At 42.1% G+C, this 19,288-nt stretch carries 13 protein-coding genes; 5 read left to right on the top strand and 8 right to left on the bottom strand.

Annotated elements, in window-relative coordinates:
• Positions 1–255 precede the first annotated feature (255 nt).
• The 3 genes from V7K97_RS07995 (at position 256) to V7K97_RS08005 (ending at position 3,896) form a co-directional block, all read left to right on the top strand.
• The gene (locus tag V7K97_RS07995; RefSeq protein WP_334800316.1) at positions 256–498 is read left to right on the top strand and encodes a hypothetical protein; all 243 of its coding nucleotides are present in this window, start codon (positions 256–258) and stop codon (positions 496–498) included.
• Positions 499–647: 149 nt separating this feature from the next.
• Complete coding sequence (locus tag V7K97_RS08000) at positions 648–2,372, top strand: ABC transporter ATP-binding protein (RefSeq protein ID WP_334800342.1); 1,725 nt, start codon at positions 648–650, stop codon at positions 2,370–2,372.
• Between the two features lie 135 nt (positions 2,373–2,507).
• A complete protein-coding gene (locus V7K97_RS08005; RefSeq protein WP_334800317.1) occupies positions 2,508–3,896 on the top strand; it encodes an LCP family protein in 1,389 nt (462 codons plus the stop codon).
• 417 nt (positions 3,897–4,313) lie between these two features.
• On the opposite strand, the gene V7K97_RS08010 is transcribed toward V7K97_RS08005, so the two are convergent.
• Together V7K97_RS08010 and V7K97_RS08015 are read right to left on the bottom strand one after the other, a co-directional pair.
• Positions 4,314–6,320, bottom strand: coding sequence for a S9 family peptidase (locus tag V7K97_RS08010; RefSeq protein WP_334800318.1), 2,007 nt, complete (start codon positions 6,318–6,320; stop codon positions 4,314–4,316).
• Positions 6,321–6,502: 182 nt separating this feature from the next.
• Positions 6,503–7,981 (bottom strand): protein adenylyltransferase SelO, encoded by a 1,479-nt coding sequence (locus V7K97_RS08015; RefSeq protein ID WP_334800319.1) that lies wholly within the window; start codon positions 7,979–7,981, stop codon positions 6,503–6,505.
• 122 nt (positions 7,982–8,103) lie between these two features.
• Between V7K97_RS08015 and V7K97_RS08020 the strand changes: the two genes are divergently transcribed.
• Positions 8,104–8,778 carry an SMI1/KNR4 family protein gene (locus V7K97_RS08020; protein ID WP_334800320.1) on the top strand — a complete coding sequence of 225 codons (675 nt, stop codon included), beginning with the start codon at positions 8,104–8,106 and terminating at the stop codon, positions 8,776–8,778.
• Positions 8,779–8,861: 83 nt separating this feature from the next.
• Here V7K97_RS08020 and V7K97_RS08025 read toward each other — a convergent pair whose 3' ends face one another.
• Both V7K97_RS08025 and rimJ read right to left on the bottom strand, forming a co-directional pair.
• On the bottom strand, positions 8,862–9,257 hold the full coding sequence (locus tag V7K97_RS08025; RefSeq protein ID WP_334800321.1) for a hypothetical protein: 396 nt from the start codon (positions 9,255–9,257) through the stop codon (positions 8,862–8,864).
• Between the two features lie 268 nt (positions 9,258–9,525).
• The gene (gene rimJ / locus V7K97_RS08030) at positions 9,526–10,101 is read right to left on the bottom strand and encodes a ribosomal protein S5-alanine N-acetyltransferase (RefSeq protein WP_334800322.1); all 576 of its coding nucleotides are present in this window, start codon (positions 10,099–10,101) and stop codon (positions 9,526–9,528) included.
• A 545-nt stretch (positions 10,102–10,646) separates the two neighbouring features.
• Between rimJ and V7K97_RS08035 the strand changes: the two genes are divergently transcribed.
• The gene (locus V7K97_RS08035) at positions 10,647–10,862 is read left to right on the top strand and encodes a hypothetical protein (RefSeq protein ID WP_334800324.1); all 216 of its coding nucleotides are present in this window, start codon (positions 10,647–10,649) and stop codon (positions 10,860–10,862) included.
• Here V7K97_RS08035 and hetF read toward each other — a convergent pair.
• From hetF to V7K97_RS08055, 4 genes are all read right to left on the bottom strand, one after another.
• The gene (gene hetF / locus V7K97_RS08040) at positions 10,785–13,337 is read right to left on the bottom strand and encodes a cell division protein HetF (RefSeq protein WP_334800325.1); all 2,553 of its coding nucleotides are present in this window, start codon (positions 13,335–13,337) and stop codon (positions 10,785–10,787) included. The genes V7K97_RS08035 and hetF overlap by 78 nt on opposite strands.
• A 1,814-nt stretch (positions 13,338–15,151) precedes the next feature.
• The gene (locus tag V7K97_RS08045) at positions 15,152–15,886 is read right to left on the bottom strand and encodes an FHA domain-containing protein (protein ID WP_334800326.1); all 735 of its coding nucleotides are present in this window, start codon (positions 15,884–15,886) and stop codon (positions 15,152–15,154) included.
• Positions 15,887–16,049: 163 nt separating this feature from the next.
• On the bottom strand, positions 16,050–17,654 hold the full coding sequence (locus tag V7K97_RS08050; protein WP_334800327.1) for a serine/threonine-protein kinase: 1,605 nt from the start codon (positions 17,652–17,654) through the stop codon (positions 16,050–16,052).
• A gap of 466 nt (positions 17,655–18,120) precedes the next feature.
• Entirely contained in the window at positions 18,121–18,948 is an 828-nt protein-coding gene (locus V7K97_RS08055; protein ID WP_334800329.1) for a phytoene/squalene synthase family protein, read from the bottom strand.
• Positions 18,949–19,288 lie beyond the last annotated feature (340 nt).

The following is a 19,288-nucleotide window of genomic DNA, read 5'->3' on the forward strand; positions in this document are numbered from 1 at the left end:
AAACAATATATTAAAGATCAAGATGCGCCAATCGAATAAATATGGATTGGTTATTTCCACTTCGTTCCAATAACCCGCTCTGATCCCTACCCTACTAAGAGTTGAGGGTAGGGACTGCCGCGATACGTTCAACTCTGCTCACCGCGACGGTAAGTACAGCGGCGTGAATAATTCAAGGTTTGTAGTGTACCCCTTCGGGGATCTTGCTACGCGTAGCGTCTCGTAGAGAGGGCTTCAGCCCTCATAAGAGGACTAATGGCAAAGTCGAAGTTGCCAGATGTTGGAATACCAGAGCTACCCAAATTAAAGCTGCCTTCTTTGGGAATACCATACTTGGCAAAATCGAAGCTGCCTTCTTTGGGAATGCCATACTTACCAAAATCGAAGCTGCCTTCTTTGGGAATACCATACTTAGCAGAGTCGAATGTGCCAGCCGTTGGTATGTCAAAAGCGCCTCCAGATGCGAAAGGATCGCTAAGATCATCGGTGAGAGGTTAAGACAATCTTACTTTTGTCAATTAAAAATTATGCCTAAAATCTCGTGATTTTGCCATGTCACTTTTTGTAACTAATTAGTGAGCTGTTCAGAAACTCCCCAAAAACTGCTAGCGTCAAACAAAGTAAAATATCGTTGTGGACGTTACAGCTTGAAAACTCGTTCTAATTACTGGCTACTGCTACCTTATATCCAACTCCAGTGGAAAACTATCACCAAGGGACTTATTGGCATCTTGGGATACGTACTGGCAACATTAGTGTTGATCAATCTCGCCGGTAAACTGGCAATTCCCTTTGCACAAGGTAATGTAGTAGCGATCGCTCAAATCACTGGCAGCTGTGCCTTAGTCTTTCTTGTCAGAGGCTTGTTTCAGTCTATACAAGATATGTACATGGCGAAAGCTGCTTTGCGAGTTGCTTTTTATCTCCGCCAGCAAGTCTACGCCCATCTGCAAAAGCTAAATCTCAGCTATTTTGAAACGGCAAAAGCAGGTGATTTATCTTACCGCCTCACGGAAGATGTTGACCGCGTTGGCGAAGTGGTAAATAAAGGATTTCACGACTTTATCCCGTGCATTTTGCAGTTGGTAGCAATTCCGATTTACATGATTTACCTAAATTGGCAACTGACACTCGCAACAGTGATAGTTGCACCACTGATGGGTATTTTAGTCGGTTGGTTTGGTGAACGCTTACGCAAGTATTCCTTAAGAAGTCAAAATCGCGTGTCGGGTTTATCAGCCATTCTCGCGGAAGTTTTCAACGGGATTCGTTTGGTACAGGCTTTTGCTGCCGAAAATTACGAAATCGCCCGCTTTGGCCATGAAGCAGAACGCAGTCTCAAAGCCAAATACTCAGCCGAACAGCTAAAAGCGATTCAGATTCCCATCATCGGATTTTTGGAAGCCTTAAGTGCCTTATCGTTATTGATTGTGGGAGCTTGGCAAATTTCCCAAAATAACTTGACAGTGGCGAATTTTTTCAGTTATCTGGCGGCGGCAGCGCTGTTAATTGATCCCATTGGTCATACTACTAACAACTACAACGAATTTAAGCAGGGTGAAGCATCTGTTGACCGCGTTTTTGAGTTGATGGCAATTCAGCCGACGGTGATCGAAAAGACAAATGCGATCGCTCTCCCCCCAGTCAAAGGCAAGGTAGAATATCGTCATATTTTCTTCGCCTATAAACCAGGTGAACCCGTATTAAAAGATATCAGCTTATTGGTATCGCCAGGTGAAGCGATCGCTCTTGTGGGTGCTTCTGGTGCTGGTAAAACCACATTTGTCAACCTCCTACCCCGTTTTTACGACCCCGAAGTTGGTCAAGTCTTCATTGACGATGTTGATATTCGAGATGTAAAGTTGCATAGTCTGCGGCGACAAATTGGGATTGTTCCTCAAGAAACCATCATGTTTTCGGGGACAATTGCCCAAAATATTGCCTTTGGACAAGATGTTTTTGATATGGAAGCAGTTATAGAGGCGGCAAAAATTGCTAATGCCCATCAGTTTATTAGTCAACTCCCAGAAGGTTATCAGACTTGGGTGGGTGAACGTGGGGTAAACTTATCTGGTGGACAAAGACAAAGAATTGCGATCGCTCGTGCTGTTCTGCTCAATCCACAAATCTTAATTCTGGATGAGGCAACATCAGCCTTAGATTCTGAGTCAGAAGCACTGGTACAGGAAGCGCTGGAAAGATTGATGGAAAAACGCACAGTATTTATTATTGCTCACCGTTTATCCACAGTTAGGCGGTGCGATCGGATTTTAGTTATCGAACAGGGACAAATTGTGGAATCGGGAACCCATGAAGAATTATTAGCCCTAGAGCATCGCTATGCACGGTTTTATGCTCAACAGTTTAGCTAGTCAAAAGAGGGGGAATCTCACTTCTTTACTCAGGGCAGCCACATCTAAAGTAGTCTTGACCATGAGCCGCCATATCCAAGTGCGAGAATTCCAGGTTAGACTATGGCAATTAATTTTATATCTAGTGGGTGAGAAGTGAAAGGAAAAAATAATCCGAAGAAATCCCAGCTGTTAAAACAGCCATTTGCTTTAGCAATCGGTGCGGCAGTAGTAGCTGCAACTTCTGGGGCAATTTTCTCCTCGTTTGTGAGTTTAACTCCCTTAAAAAATGACGTTACTATCGATCTGCCTGGTAGTTCCAAAAGTGTCACAGGTGTCATTCCTGCAACTCTAGATCATCCTGTAAATATTTTGATTCTCGGTATCGATAATTCTGGACATCCTCACGAGAAAAACTTTAGTCCTGCCGAGGCATTAGCAGGCAATAGCGATACTATGTTACTGGCGCGAATCATGCCAGATTCTCACTCGATTAATATATTATCTATTCCTAGAGATACTCTCGTTCGATTTTACGGAGTTGGTGTAGATAAAATTAATGATGCAAACGTGCGTGGTGGAACAAAACAAGCAGCCCAGAGTGTAAGTCAGCTATTAGATAATGTATCAATTGATCGTTACGTGCGCCTGGACACAGAAGGTTTTATTCATTTGGTGGATGCCTTGGGAGGGGTTGAAGTTAATATTCCCAAAAAAATGGATTATGTAGATCATTCACAAAACCTCAGCATTCACTTTTTAGCAGGTGTACAAAAGTTGACTGGGCAACATCTAGAAGAATATATCCGTTTTCGTCATGATGCTTTAGGTGATATTGGTCGAGTGCAGCGACAACAACAAGTTCTTAAAGACATCCTACTTACACTGCTTCAGCCACAAAGCATTACTAAATTACCTGAAATTTTAAAGGTAGCTCAAGATAATATAGATACTGATTTATCTATTAATGAAATGTTAGCTATAGCTCAAGCTCTAGCTCAAAGCAATCACCATAATTTTATGCTCCTGCCAGGGCGTTTTAGTGAGAAAAGTGAATACAATGTTAGCTACTGGATTTCTGACCATAAAGCCACTACTAAAATTCTCCAACGTTATTTTGATTTTAATAATGCAGAAGTAAAAGAAGATGACAAAAATTTAGTAGTGCCGCGAGGTATAAAGATTTTTATCCAAAACGCAACCAGACAACCCGAAGCTGTAGTCAAAGTCACATCTTTACTCGAAAAATACGGTTTTAGGAATATTTTTCTTTCTAGTCATGAAATTGATACTGATATAGAATCTGCTCAAAAAACAAGAATTATTGCTCAACATGGAAATCCTGAAGCCGCCAATGCTGTTCAACAAGCTCTTGGTGTCGGTGATGTAGAAGTTGCTTCTTTAGGAGATATTGCATCTGATGTCACTGTTGTCATTGGCACAGATTTGACTCGTTCCATTTCTGAAAATAATTCCACTTCTATCAAACAGAATTTGGAATTGCAGACTAGACAAAAATACGGAAAATTTGTTAGTGGTAAATAATCTCTTCCGTATTTAATTTGTATAATTATGGCGGGCAAGATGGCTATCCTGAGCGATTAGAAATCGCGGCTACACAAACCAAGTCCGCCTACGCGGACTCAAGGAATTTGAAACCAAATACTCAAAAAACTCTCTCCTCCTTATTCCTCTGTGTTCTCTGTGTCTCTGTGGTTCGTTTATTTGGATAATTTATTTCTTGTCAGTCCCTATAGTTCAATACGGTTCATTTAACGCTAAAACTCTTTGTGAGAGTCAATTTTTTTAACGAACCGCAGAGGCGCAGAGAACACAGAGAGAAGGAAGAAATGCTTAACTGAATCGTATTGCCCTATAGTTGCCTTCGGCCTTGGCGTGCTGGAGGCATTATTCTATTCGCCAGGGGTAGATATATTTTTACAAAGGTGTGAGTGTTGATACTCACAACCCATGCTTGCCATACCAAGTAAGATAGCGTTGTAGGCGATCGCGCTGGTAACTCGGCTTGTTAATACCGTGGGATTGCTCAGGATAAATAATCAATTGAGTATCAACCCCTAAAGTTTTGAGTGCGTCATACATCTGCTCGGAGTTCTGTAACGGAATAACAGTATCCCGATCGCCACTCAGAAATAGTGTTGGCGTGAGAATTCGGTCGGCGTGCAGGAATGGAAAGGAAACTCGTAGCCAAGTATTGAGGTTTTTCCACGGTACGCCCAGTTCCTGCTCGTAGTCATAAAACTCGTTAGTACCGTATCCTGCCAAAAAATTGGAAATACTAGCTCCACTTACCGCAGCTTTGAAACGGGTATCTTGGGCGATAGTATAGTTTGTTAAGATACCACCGTAGCTCCATCCACCGATTCCTAACCGAGATGGATCGGCTATCCCTTGTGCCTCAACGTAGTCAACAGCAGCAAGGATATCTTGGACATCTTTATTTCCCCAGTCAGCGTAAATAGCCTTTGAGAACGCTTCACCCCGTCCCGAACTACCCCGTGGATTAACTGCAACGACAACATAGCCGTGAGCTGCAAACATCTGCCAGTCAAACATAAACTGGTTTGTGTACTGCCCGACTGGGCCACCATGAAGCTGAAGGAGTGTTGGGTATTTCTTTCCTGGTTGAAAATTTGGTGGTTTGACTAAGAAACCGTGGATTTGGGTGCCATCTTTACTCTTGAAACTAATTTCTTCCGTCGTTGCTAATACAAGTTGGACAAGCAATTCCTGGTTTTGGTGCGATATTGAACGCAGTTCACTTCCTTTGAGGGTGAAAACCTCACTTGGTTCCTGTGGCATTGAGGATAACAAGACAATCCTATCGTCACCCCCGAAGTCAAAGGCGCTGATATTTCTACGTCCAGCTAGCAATCGCTCTATCTTGCCGCCTGCTACTGGTACTTTTGCGAGGTGAACATTACCATCGTCTTCCAGCAAAAACAGAATTGATTTGCCATCAGATGTAAAGCGTGGCTTAACAACATTGCGATCAAGATTTGCTGTTAACAAACGTGGAGTACCTCCTTGGGTTGGAATAACCGCAAGATGGTAAACGGCGTACTCAAGTAGCTTTTGAGGGCCTCCTTGCACGTAGGCTATTAACTTCCCATCTGGACTCCAAACAGGTCGGCTACCCCAGGAGGGATCGCAATTGGGACTTTCATTGGTAGTTATTTGACGTACTTTTGCTCCTGGTTGGGCAGCGATAGTGTAGACATCCCAATTGTTATGGCGATGAAAATCAACACCACGCTTGCTGACAAAAGCAATCTTGTTCCCATCTGGAGACCATTCGGGCAAATATTCATTAAACTCACCTGGTGTCAGAATATCTGCTTTGTGAGTTGCTAAGTCAAACAGGTAGAGATGTTGCCGACTTTTTTCGAGATATCCTTTAAAGCGATCAATGACAATTGGCTGTGCGGTCTTTTGTTCGTTGTGAGTTTTTTGGGGTGGATCTTCGGCGATTACAGCTAGTCGTTTGCCGTCGGGCGACCAAACGAAATCAGAAACGCCTCTGGGAAAATCTGAAATCTTTTGTGTTTCTCCATCGGCAAGGTTCAGCAGCCAAATTTGATTGCCTTTACTCTCGGACTGACGACTGGAGAGAAAGGTCAGGTACTTTCCATCGGGACTGAAACGAGGGGAACTTTCGCTATCTTTGCTGTTAGTTAATTTTCGGGTGCGGGAGCCATCCCACGAAGTTATATAAATATGGTTGTTGACAGAATCATTCTTGATATCGGTACTATTCACTGTATAGGCTATCCAGGCTCCATCGTGAGAAATTTGCGGTTCGCTGACTTGGTGAACAGCAGACAGATCGTTTAGGGTAATCAGCCGCTTGGACGTTGCCTGAACGTTGAGACTCATATTGATCAAACTCATACTGATCAAAGCAGCGATCGCACCACAAGCTAATGCCAGTTCCCTGAACCTTTTCATTTTTGTTGTAAAAATTAGGATTTTACTTGATCAATTTCTGTTATGTTACGCTCAAACGCTAAGTGAACGGTATTGAATTATAAGAGTGATCGGGAAATCAGTTTACTTATTGCTATATTGACAAGAAAGGAGAGGGGCAAAGTAAAAAAAGGATTTTCGTTACAAGCTTTGCCCCATACTAACTATCTCCTCGACTGAATTACCTTGATTAACTCATAAAAAGGTTGCCAATTATCTTCCTGAGCAATTGCTTCCCAAGTAGATTCAATCACAGGTCTTAATAATGCCGTTTTGGGATTATGAACAGCTAGAGTTTGGGCAATTAAATCGGTGCCGCAGCTACGCCCGTCGTAGACATCGCTATCAAAATCATTCAAGATTTTATGGTACAATATAGACCAATCATCAAAAATTGCTGACGCACCCGGTACTGGCACAATATCTGAACTATTCATTACAAAACCTGGTTGATCTCGCCATTTAGATGAAAAAGTGCGAGCCATCTCATAAAAGAATTGGTGATAACCAACTTGGCTCACTTTCAAAAATTCAATCGTTAGATTCAAGAGTTCTTCAGCTTGTGGGTGTGGCAACTCCAAAAACCCCAACTTTTTCAACATCAAAGAACTGTACTCAGCTTGATAATATTCATTAAACCTCGATAATCCAGCCTCCATATCGCCTTTATCAATGATTGCCTTAAAAGGTTCCTGGAGCATTTCTAAATTCAACTGGCAAATACTTGGTTGATGACTGTAGCAGTAGCGCCCAGAATAGTCAAAATATGCAGCGATAAAGTATGGGTTATAAGTAGGGATAAATGCGTAAGGGCCATAATCAAAACTTTCTCCCGTAATCGACATATTATCAGTATTCAGGACTCCATGACAAAAGCCAGCCGCCATCCACTGCGCTACTAGTTGTGCAAATCGTTTAACTAATTCGGCGTAAAACAGAGCATATTTATCTTGTTCAGTACTTAACTGTCGATAATACTGCTCAATTACGTGGTCTAACAACTTCTTAGTTAAATCTGGACGCTGGAAATAGTGCAGTCGCTCAAAAGTGCCAAACCGAATATGAGAACTGCTCATCCTCACCATCACAGATGAACGGGTAGGCGAAGGTTCATCGCCCCGCCAAAGGGGTAAACCTGTTTCAATCATGCTCAGACAGCGCGAGGTGCGTACACCCAAGTAGTGCAGTGCTTCCGCAGCCAGAACTTCCCGCATTCCACCTTTGAGCGTCAGCATCCCATCACCACCACGGGAGTAGGGCGTCCTCCCAGAACCTTTGGTGCCAAAATCGTACAATTCGCCATCATTGGCGCGTACTTGGCCGTAGAGAAAGCCTCTACCATCACCCAACTGTCCGTTATATTCACCAAATTGATAGCCGTGGTAACGCAGCGCCAACAAGGGTTTGCGCCCCTGAAATCGCCCAAAGGCTGTGATGAAATCTTCGTCTTTGACTACTTGGGGGTCTAGACCAAAACGGGGTAATAGTTCATCGTTACGCCAACGCAGGAGGTGTTGGGGGAATTCCGCAGCTGCAACCTCGTCGTAGTAGTCGCCGCCTAGAGATTCTAAAGCGCTTTCGTAGTTGAGGGTGAGAAAAGGATTGCTAGAATTCTTGTAGTTTGGAGTTTCAGCCAGAGTCATTACGAGCAAAGCTTAATTCATTCTTCTCTTAATACTACCTCTGGCTTCAGCATCAGCATAGACGCAAAAAGCGATCCATATCTAAAATATGGCAGCGACACCATCAAAATCTGGAATGCATTATGAATAAAATTTTGCAATTAAAGAAAAAGTTAACTCAATTAGCTATTTTAGACGCTACATTTGAGGTTTTTGGCTCAGAATCACACCAATATCAATTTAAACCTTGTTTGAGTAACAAAGATATTCAAGTGTTTGAATCCAGATACAATATTACACTACCAAGTGAATATCGAAACTTTCTCTTAGAAGTTGGCAATGGTGGTGCTGGTCCCGGATATGGCTTATCTGGTCTGTGGGGGATTGAGTATGAAGATGTTATTCCAGAAAAACTATACCACGAGAACTACGAAATCCTCTCTAAAGCATTTCCTTGGAAAAAAGCATGGAATGATTTGGATTTGATTGTCGATAATAATACAAATTCTGTTGTCAAGAGTGATGCTTACTTTGATGATAAGTTTATTCAGGGCACTCTCACCATTACAAATTATGGTTGTGGAATTTATGCGATGTTAGTCATTACCGGGGAGCAGTCAGGAAAAATCTGGATAGATGACCGTACTAATGATAATGGGATATATCCTGCTTCTTTGAGTTTTTGTCATGCTTTCCATGACATCGACCCTGATGATTTTCCCAATAGCGATGAAGAGCAGCCTTTGGGTTTTTATGATTGGTATGAAGACTGGCTCAACCGAAGTTTGAATCAAATCCATCAGTCTTCGGAAACTTAACCTTAATTAAATAAAGCTAATTTTTGTTTTTTAATTGGTTGTGATATTCCTGGAGTAGCTGCTATTATATTTGATATTTTTTGTTATATCTGTGAAGATAGAATTTTTTTAACTCGCAGGTTATAAGTTTGCAAAATTGATTTAACGTGTTTATGTTGCTGTTGATTCAGACCGAAATATTTTAACACTATTCTGATTCTCTGACGAGATTGTGGTGTTGCCTTAAATTTAGTAGCTTGGGACGGGTTTAATAGAGCCTCAATATCCTTATCTCTTTGCTGACGAGCCTCTTTGATTTGTAGGCGTTGTTGCTTTGTGAGTTTGATTTGCTGCTCTGATACATGACTAGTCTGAGTTTTTAAGGGTAGTATAGTCACAGAATTTAAACCTGGTGCTGCTAAGACAACTCCGTGTAAGATAGTAGCAAAAGCGAAGATAGTAGAAAAGAGAGATAAGAGCTTTATAGAATTAATGGACATTTTGAAAAACTCCTCAATCATTTGATAAAATTGCACACATCGGCTCAAGCAAACCTTAATAACTGAGGTAGGTAGTGAATAAATATTACTATTGCATTTGGTTGTGGAGTTTTTGTGTATTTATTATGAAGTTGTTAGGACTTATGCAAAACTACACGCGATAGTGACAATTCATGAATTGTCGCTAAGAAGAAAATCATTCTTTTCAGCTATTGTTTGCGTAAGTGCAGGTTGCGATGAATTTGTAGACAAGGATACTCAGCCATTTTTAAAATTTAGGTGCTTGCCAGTTAGGATTTGTGAGACTTGTCAGAATATGATCTTCCCATTGCCCATTAATTAACAAATAGTCTCTAGCATATCCTTCAATGACAAAACCAAGTCTTTTGAGTACATTGCCACTGCGCCGATTGTGAGGCATATAATTAGCCATAACTCGGTGAAAGTTTAACTCTTGAAATACATATTGAGTTGTGGCTTTTAGCCCTTCTGTCATGTATCCTTTACCTTGTTTACTTTCCGCAAGGCTATATCCCACATAGCAGAAATGAGCGGCTCCTCGGACAAAATTACTAAAATTGACTGTTCCAATAATTACGGCGGGATTTTTTTTGCTAAAAATAAATAATTTTAACGATTGCCCATTGATAAATTCTAGAAAACTATTCTCTATCTGATACTGCCAATATTCTTGAATAAAAAAACCATCATCCCAAAGAGGGTAGAATGGAGTGAGATAAGTTTTATTATCAGTGAAGTATTTAAGAATTTGGGGTATATCTTCATGGATCGCTACTCGTAATAATAGGCGATCGCTTGTAATTAGTGGCAGTTCTGATATCATACACTAATGGATTAACTGGATCTATTCTGGGCGCATACCTTATATTTTGTAAGTTTTATCATACCTGCGCCACTGGCCTAATATTTTTTTCAGAAATAGTGAAGCCATTATAGCAGAAATTAGCAAAATTCGGATTTACACCACGTATATCTGCACTAGCTAAATTAGTACCTTAGAAGTTGCTATATTAAAAATATATACTTTAGACATCTCCGAAAATGACGTAGGGACAATTCATGAATTGTCCCTACCAAGGATTTCGAGCAACGCAGAATTAATTTTCGGAGATGTCTTTTCTAAATTCGCATTCATGAGATTTGCTCTTAGTTATTCCTAATCAGATTTGACAAAAATGGTACTAGAACAGTTGCCTTTAATTGGCATATTATTAAGCAGTTTCAAGGCAAAAAATAAAAGCCCTGGCGAACAGAATTCGCCCTTTTCACTGTGACCCGACAAACTGCCTGTATTGTATGGAATTGAGAACTGCTGTTTGATCAACCGCGATCGCTCCACTGCAACATAACCACCAATACTTACGTCTATTGCTACAACATAATTATCCTAACGAGCGCGTTGCCATCGTCTCTGGTGCAGGAGTTTATCCAGATGGTACACCAACGCCGATGCTAGGCGATCGCGTTTCTGCTGCTAATGAAGGCATAAATCAAACAAATTACGAATTATTCTTGACCTTTTTCCTGAAGGAGCGATCGCCAATCTTCAATAGCCTTCTCCGTCCACAGCCAATTTTTAGCTAATTTATCTACCTGGAAATTTGCTCGATCAGACTTGAGAACCAATTGCCGTAACTTGATCGCTTTATTCAGATATTGTGTCTTCTTACCATTAGATGGATTAAGTGCAGATTTATACATTCCCATCGCTAAACCAGCATAAGAAGTTAAACCATCTTCAGACAGTACTGTACTTGTGGATGTTGAATCCGGGTTCTGCTCTTTGAGAGCTAAATTAATCGCCTCAAGCCAAGAGTAATTGGCTCGATTCAAATTTCCTTCTGCGTAGTAGGCAAATCCCAAAGCGTTATTATATAAAACTGATTCTGGTTTAGCTTTTGCAGCATTTTCCCAGTAACGGCGGGCATCATCGACGCTATAATTGTTGTCCCCAGTTTGGATAGACTGCCAAGCTAATCGTCCTTTGTAAAAGTTCACAGATGGATCGTCAGCTTGTTTATTGGGAATTAGTTTCAGGGCACTTTCCGCCGCAGCTAGGGCGTTACGATTGAGTAGTTCTTCTACAGCCAATAACCCACTTTGCAAGTCGCCCTGGCTCAATTTTTCCGTAGCGGTGGCGGTGACAATTGCAGTCGCGGCTGTTTCTAAATCGATATTTTGCTGTTTTTGAATCGGTCGAGAATCGGGTAGAGACTGGGTGGGAATTCCTGGTATGTTAGGCAGAGTTACTTGGGGTCGATTTTGCCACCACCAATTTAAACCGATCGCAGCTGCTAAGGTACTGATTCCCACAACGCCCATAATCAGCCACAGATTGCGGCGTTGAGTACGAGGTTTTGGTACGGCTGGTTGCGATGCCTGGGTTGGGCTATGCCTACGCAAAGAATCAGAATTTTCCCAATTTCCTTCAAAATTCCCAGCAGTTGGAGGTGGCACAGGTGGGACTTCTCCCCATAAATCTGCTTCCTCTTTCAGAGAATTCATTTCCTCTGAAACCCGCCTTTGCTGAAAACTGTTTTCGTGAATTTGTTCATCCAGTTCAATTGGAGCTTTTTGGTTATCTAGCTGACGAAACAAATCCGAAACTATCGCCGAATCTTCTGCATAGCTTGGGTCATCATACTCAATTTCATCAACGAGATCGCCCCAAGTATCTTCACCCAGCCAGTCTAACCCAGAAGAGTCACGCGTCAAACCAGAAGGAATCATAATCATCTCCTCCATTCCTAAAGGCATCTCGCTATCATCAGCCATAGCAGAGTACATCGTGGAAGTTACCCCTAAAGGCGAACTATATTGGTTCAGCAATTCTGCACTGTGGGATACTTCAGTTTCCTGGCTGAGAAAACCGTCAAATTCTGGCTGGAGATACAAAATTGGTAATGCCCAGTACATCTGGTGAGAACCATAAGCAGAAATTAATCCTTGACGCACCCGACTGACGCACAAATCTACTGGATATCCCTGACTCAAGTTGCGGTAAAATAATTGTGTGAGGGTCAACGCCACTTCATCAGGAATCCGTTCTGACATAGCCAAAACGCTTCTAATTCCGCGCTTCACCAAAGTTTCTGCTAAGTTACGTTCGCCAGTGTCTCCAGAGGCATCGGACGCTGCTCTATATGCCCCCAAGCAGGAATTAAACACTGCCATTTGGATGTTATTGTTGACGAGCAAACCAGCCAAATCGTCCCCAGTCAAGATTTCCGTTAAGCCAGTTCTGCGACTAACAAGATAAATTTCTCCGCCATTAGCGCCTAAGTTACTATGACCAGAGTAGTGTAGGACGTGATACCTGCCTTGTTCTAGGGCTTGTGTCAGTTCTTCCCGTCCTGGTTGATCTAATACAGTCAGTTCAATTTCTGGGAAACGATTGCTATCTTCAGCAAGTCTTGGTATTTGACGTTGAAGTTCCGCTTGCAGTTTAATCGCTTCCTGTTTTTGTAAGTCAAGACGCACTTGGTCTGAGGGAGAAGCGATTACCATCAATACTTTGACACCACCTTGTTCTCGTGGTGTGGGCATATTTAGCGTAGGCGTAGCCCCCCGCAGGGATCGCAAAGGCGAAGCCCCCGAAATTCCACAATGGATGCGAGAAAAAGCCACATAAGGCCCAGTAGCCAGAGGGCGATCGCCTGCGTGCATCACTTCCCAAGGCAGACGAGCTAACCTAGTCTCTTTTAGCCCCAAACGTAAGCGTAGTACTTGTTGATGGTTCTGGGCAATACCTTGGGCAGTAATCCAACTATCCCTGAGAGTGCCTTGAAATAGGGCATTATAAAATTGTTGACCCAATGCCACCAAATTAACAGAGTTTCTGGCGATATCGCTTTCGTGCCCACTAGAGACGAATGGATCTCCTTGCAATACCGACTTCAACGGGTCATTCATCAAATGCCCAGCAGCCATCAACCAATCAGCTATAGGCCAAGTCACCAATTCTTCTGCCAATGGTACCCCAGGCGCGACTTGTTCCGTCCGCACCAAGTAGTCATTTTGCCCTACTGGGGTTACGGAAATATGGAATTCCTGGGTCACAACTTCTCCTGTCCGCCTCCTAAATCTGGTTTGAAACGCGAAAGTTTCAAGTCGATTTTTCGCTCCGTCTGATAATTTAGATGCATCCCGCCCCGGAATGTTTCTGATTCGGTGCTGTTTTGGTTTTTCCTGCCTTTACAACTTTATCCGGATCGGATTACTTGGGCTTAGAACACTTAATTGGTAGATGCACCTTGATCTTCAACTCCCCTAGTTGGCTAACACCCACTGGGGGTTTTTTTCAATTTTGGCAAACAACAGCAACTGCTGACGCAGATATTCTCTACCAGAAAATAGTGCTTAATCCTAGAATACTTGATTAGTAGATGGATGTCCCTTGATCTTTAATATCCGCTCTGGTTTTTTTGACACAGGGCGACAATCAATTCTCTCATGAATTTATCCGGAGCGTGGTGGTTAAACCTAGAACATTTAATTGGTAGATGCACCCTGATAACTAGCTCCCCTGGTTGGCTAACGCCCACTAGGGGGTTTTTTATGAAGATATTTAGTACTGTTGATTAACCCTGACACACCAATTTTGTCAGGTAGCGCACCGGTCATTTAATTGGTAGGACTGTCCTGATAACTAACCCCTCTGAAGGTTTTTCTCTGATCAACAAACAGCAACAACTTCAATTTCTGCTAATTTATCCGGTAGCTACCCATTTGCTTTAGAAAAGATTATTGGTAGATGCACCCTGATAACTCACTCCCCTTGTAGGCTAACACCCACTGGGGGGGTTTTTTATTTACGTAGTAGGCGTAGCCCCTTGTAGACATCGCCATCAACCTTAATTTAGTTCATTTTCTCCCGAAGATGCTGGCTGCCCCTAGAAAAGATTATTGGTAGATGCACCCTGATAACTCACTCCCCTTGTAGGTTAACACCAACTGGGGGTTTTTTATTAAAAAAAATAACTGACCTTTGTACAAATTCATCCGGAGTATGGTGTTCAACCTGAGAACATTTAAGTGGTAGATGCACCCTGATAACTAACTCCCCTGGTTGGCTAAGGCTGACTGGGGGTTTTTTTTGGTCATTGCTTTAGCATTTCCTGCCCACATAACTGGAATGCACCACTCAGAAATGTTGCTACTGCCGATAGACCTTGAGTATCCTCCTGTTGCCAGGATAGAGGATAACCTGCTTACTCAATCCCTGAATCGCTTTCTTTTTATTTTGAGCTAGAGATGCCAGTCCAAAATGATTGCTATGATATTTAATCACATTCTTAATTTTTTTTCTATATTTTGACCTTTAACTAATTCTGGGGGTTTAATATGTGCCTATAGGACTTACGCAAAACTACACCCTGTAAGGGCAATTCATCAATTACCCCTACGTGAATAAAGTGCAACCTCACATAGAATTGGTATAATTACCCAGAATATTCGTAGGTTGGGTTGAGCGTTCGCGTAGCGTCCCGTAGAGAACCGGAACCCAACAAACCCCGCCAAATGTTGGGTTTTGTTCCTCAAACGCCACGTGCTACAAGTCGGCATAGCCGACGCCAGTCGCTCATGGGAGAAACCCCCAGACACTCTCTACGAGACGCTCTCCCCTTCTCCCAAAGGGAGAGGCTAGTACGACACGGCGGAAATAAAGCAACCATTTTAAATAGCCAGAAAGCCTACAAAATAAGCATTCTTTCTTTTTACTTTTGCCTTCTTGTACTAGCGCCAAGGGAGAAGACCGCGCCCGCTCCCCAACCTACACATTTTTATTTTTTAGCCAAAACCTAAGCAGTGTTGCAACGAAATATTACTCAGTACTCCTGAAGCAATTGAAAACTGCTAGAACTTCCAATTTTTTAGCTGGGATTAGACGGTATTTCTCTGCTAAAAAAGCGGTCTAAAATGTCTGATTTCTGTTCTGAACTGAAGCTTTCATAACCATTTTCTAGATTTTCAACTAGTCCGTAATTTCTGAAAATCTCTAAATTAGAATCCGATTTTTCACTTAGAGGTTTTTGTTTATTCTGAGAACAAGTAAGCATTTCTACTAGATGATCATTCTTTTGATGGACAAGCTGTATCAATAAATCCATTCCTACAGTTGGCAAAACGCGGTACGTATAGTTCACAAAGAAATGGAAAGTCATATTGCCTAGACGAATGCGATCGCCATCTTTGAGCTTGATCGGTCGAACAGCGCGATCGCCATTGACAAAGGAGCCATTGGTACTGTTGAAATCAATTAAGTAAAAGCCTTGATTGTTAATATGTTGAATAGCAGCGTGGCGACGAGACATATAGCTATCAGCAACACAAATACCGCTAGTACGATTCCGGCCTATTGTCCAGATTCTCTGTGGCTGTCGTAAACTTTGAGTCTCATTGTCACACAAGTTCGTTATCAAATAAACAGCAGCAGTATCCACTACAGCGTGTACGTAACACGCCTTCACTCTCGTCAACGACGGTTGAGAGAGGTTTTCTAGCTGAAGAATTTCATCTAGAAGGCTGCTGTGGTGTTCATACAACTTGAGAAATACCTGATATAAAGTTAATCGCCGTTCTATTTCTGTTTGTGCAAAGTCAGCCATTATACGTAAACCTTTTAATATTTTAAAAAGCAATCCACTTTGTGTTGGTAAGATTTTGCCCCAGAATATCCATCAACACCCCTTCAAAAGCCTTGCTCTAATTCCATCATTTTTAAAGATGGAATTAGAGCAAGCAAGTGGCTCCCAAATTAAAACTTTCAACTTATAACAAGCCTCGTTTACCATTGGGGCGCACGGTCATCCAGTTTGTTTTTGCTAGTGCTAGCTGCTCATCAGAAATTTTGGCATTAGTGAGATTAGCACCACACAGATTAGCTCCTCGGAGGTTAGCATTGCTAAGATAAGCGTTGCTAAGGTCTGCGCCTCGTAGGTCTGCCCCTTCTAAATCAGCATGGTTAAAGTATGCTTTGCTCAAATTAGCATCCTTAAGATTTGCTCGAGTTAGACTGGCTCTGCCAAAGTCACTATTATGTAGATTAGCTCCTTGGAGATTGGTTTTTTGCAATTGAGCGGAATGGAAATTTGTTTGGGATAAGTCAGCACCTTGCAGATTCAGCAAGTTTAAATTGTGTAGAGCAAAATCCCGTCTTCCCTTCAGATAGGCTGTTAATAAACTTTGACTATCTAACTTCCGCTCAATTTTATAATTTTGAGTTTGTGAACCATTACTGTTGCTGTTAGCTAAAGTGGTTGATTTGCCTATCCCAGAACCCTGGTGTAATCCCGCCGCTTCTGCTGCCTTGGCTCGTCTAGCCCGAATTGCTGCCGCTACCTGTGCCATTCCTGTATTGCTAGCAGCAGTAGAAGGGTTATTAGATAAAACAGCAGAATTTTGTAGATGGTTGTGTGTTCGGTCTTTAGATCCACTATCAGATTTAATCAGTAAGCCCTTTGCTAAACTATCTAAGTATGGTTCTATTTCTAATGCTCTGAGAACTTCTCCGGCTGACTGATAGCGATTACGTACAGACACCTCTAACATTTTTCGCAATACATTGCCTAAGTGATCGCTCACTTGCACAATCTGCTCCCACATCATCTCGCCAGTGTTGGGATTGTAATCTAAATCTTTAGGAGTTTTGGTAGTCAGTAAATAAATGCACGTCACCCCCAGTGCATAAATGTCACTGGCGTAGACTGGACGCATAGCCATTTGCTCTGGAGGGGCAAAGCCAGGAGTACCAATGGCATAGGCAGTTAATGCTGTCTGTCCTGATGGACTTGTCGTACCTTGGCTGATTTGATTTTTGACGGCACCAAAGTCAATGAGTACCATTCTGGAATCTTGACTGCGGCGAATTAAGTTGGCTGGCTTGATATCACGGTGAATCACCTTTTGATCGTGGATGTATTGCAGTAGTGGCAGAACCTCGCTCAAAAATTGCTTGACTCCAGTTTCGCTCAAGATGCCGTTAAGTTTGACCTCTTCCTGCAAGGTATCACCACTGATGTATTCTTGAACTAAATAAAATTGTTCATGATCTTCAAAATAGTCCAACAATCTTGGTACTTGGGGATGATTGCCAATCTTACCTAGAGTTCTAGCTTCTCGCTCAAAGAGTTCTCTAGCCATCTGTAAAACGTGTGGGGAACTTCCTGATGGGCGTAATTGCTTGATTACGCAGCTCGGTTCGCCTGGTAAGCCTTGATCATTGGCTAAGAAGGTTGCCCCAAAGCCACCCTGACCTAATGGTTTGATCACCTGATAGCGATCGCGCAATAGTAGTTGTGAGCCACAAGACTGACACCTTTGGCTAAATACCAAATTTTCTGGATTGGGACAGGTCGGACTTAAGCAGTAGCTCATGGACTCTCAACTCGCTGCGCGAATAATCACGGGGAGCATCATACTCCCTTTCAATTATTTAGATATTAATCAACTCTTGCCAGGTAATTTCTGCTGGAAATCCTTTAAAGAGTTCCTAAAGTTTAACTGAGATTACGTAAATTGATCGCGAAAATCAGATGATCTATTATACTTGTAGTGATAAATAGTGTCTATGCTACTTTATCCCAATCCGTAATGCCTAATGATGCTCTCTTAAGGCTTGCTACAGTTAGGGTGCTGCTCTACTGACTGGCTATAGCGGTTTCCAGTTGAATCCAGACCTAACTCTGGGACGGGGGATAAAGCTTGTCGCCCAGATGTAAGTCGTAGTAGTAGAGGACGTAAGAAATCTACTATTGCGCTTTCTGTTGGACTGTTGCCCACACTGACCTGACGGTACAGTGTGGGTAGTTCACAATTGTCTCCATTAGTCGTTAAGAGACTATTAGCTGGCTTTCATGTTCACACTAATCTGTTCCATAAGTGCAAAAACATCACTGCGGCTGAGTTTCTCTTTACCATTAGCAAGGGCATCAAGAGTACCATTAGCCAAGGTTAAGGGAATTTGGCAAAAATCTAAGGCAGGACCAGAAGGAAGGTTTTTGGTATAAGCTTCTGCCAGGGCTAGATTGCGCCGGGCATACTCTTGCATATTTTCTGCACTCCAACCTTCTGGGAAGAATTCTACCCCACGCCCCAAATCTTCAGTATGATTACGCAGGATATTAACTGCTTGTAAACCCCGACCAAACCCAATGGCCTGGGTACGGTTGGTTTGTGTTCCATCGTACCAAGTCCATAAGTCCGAAAGTAACAATCCCACTGCACCAGCAGCCCCAAAGGTATAACGATCCAAATCAGATTCTGTGTAAATTTTCCAGTTTCTTTCTGCCCAATAAGCCATCCGGTCTGCCATTGCAGCAGTAGCATCCCAAATTCGAGGTGCAATGGTGTCTGGTGCTAGCAGAGACCATTCTCTAATGCTCAAAGTGACTTCTTCTAATGAGTTCTCATACCCACTAAATCCTGCAAAAAAAGCATCTACAGGAAAGCCATCAACTCCTGCCTGTAATGTCAGGCTAATGGTTCTTAACAGCTTTGCTTTAGTAGCATTATCTAGTTCGGGATGATCTTCAATTTGATCAATGGCACGCATACACAAATATGCTGATGCTATTGCTTCTTGCAATCCTGGCGGTAAAAGACTAATTGGGATATAAAAAGTTCGGCTAGTTTCTTTGAGGATTTGCAATGCATCTCTACGTAAATTCATGTTTTCACTCCCCGCTTGATTTTTGCACCACATGAAGTTTGCAGTTTTTTGATGATACTGGATATAGTTTTGACTAAACCTTAAAAACTATAGACTATAAGATACGCTAGTATTTCATCTAAAAATTAATAGTTTTTGGTGTTGCAATTAACAAAACTCTCAAATTTATCAAAGTCTAGTCTAGTATATATGTTTTTGGTGGTAAAAATGTGTGAAGTGTAGTTTGATATAGCTTTCATGAAGTTTTGGGATATATATAAAGAATTATGGTAGTATTTGCTTGAATTTCGCAAAATTTTCCCATTAGCAAACATCCATTTTAGGGATTTGAAAACGTTTG

It is taken from the genome of Nostoc sp. (genome assembly GCF_036917815.1).
Taxonomy (GTDB): Bacteria; Cyanobacteriota; Cyanobacteriia; order Cyanobacteriales; family Nostocaceae; genus Nostoc.

Coding starts and splice junctions, on each gene's coding strand:
- V7K97_RS08015 (WP_334800319.1), bottom strand. CDS start 7,981: ATGACTCTGGCTGAAACTCCAAACTACAAGAATTCTAGCAATCCTTTT.
- V7K97_RS07995 (WP_334800316.1), top strand. CDS start 256: ATGGCAAAGTCGAAGTTGCCAGATGTTGGAATACCAGAGCTACCCAAA.
- V7K97_RS08010 (WP_334800318.1), bottom strand. CDS start 6,320: ATGAAAAGGTTCAGGGAACTGGCATTAGCTTGTGGTGCGATCGCTGCT.
- rimJ (WP_334800322.1), bottom strand. CDS start 10,101: ATGATATCAGAACTGCCACTAATTACAAGCGATCGCCTATTATTACGA.
- V7K97_RS08025 (WP_334800321.1), bottom strand. CDS start 9,257: ATGTCCATTAATTCTATAAAGCTCTTATCTCTCTTTTCTACTATCTTC.
- V7K97_RS08020 (WP_334800320.1), top strand. CDS start 8,104: ATGAATAAAATTTTGCAATTAAAGAAAAAGTTAACTCAATTAGCTATT.
- V7K97_RS08055 (WP_334800329.1), bottom strand. CDS start 18,948: ATGAATTTACGTAGAGATGCATTGCAAATCCTCAAAGAAACTAGCCGA.
- V7K97_RS08050 (WP_334800327.1), bottom strand. CDS start 17,654: ATGAGCTACTGCTTAAGTCCGACCTGTCCCAATCCAGAAAATTTGGTA.
- V7K97_RS08045 (WP_334800326.1), bottom strand. CDS start 15,886: ATGGCTGACTTTGCACAAACAGAAATAGAACGGCGATTAACTTTATAT.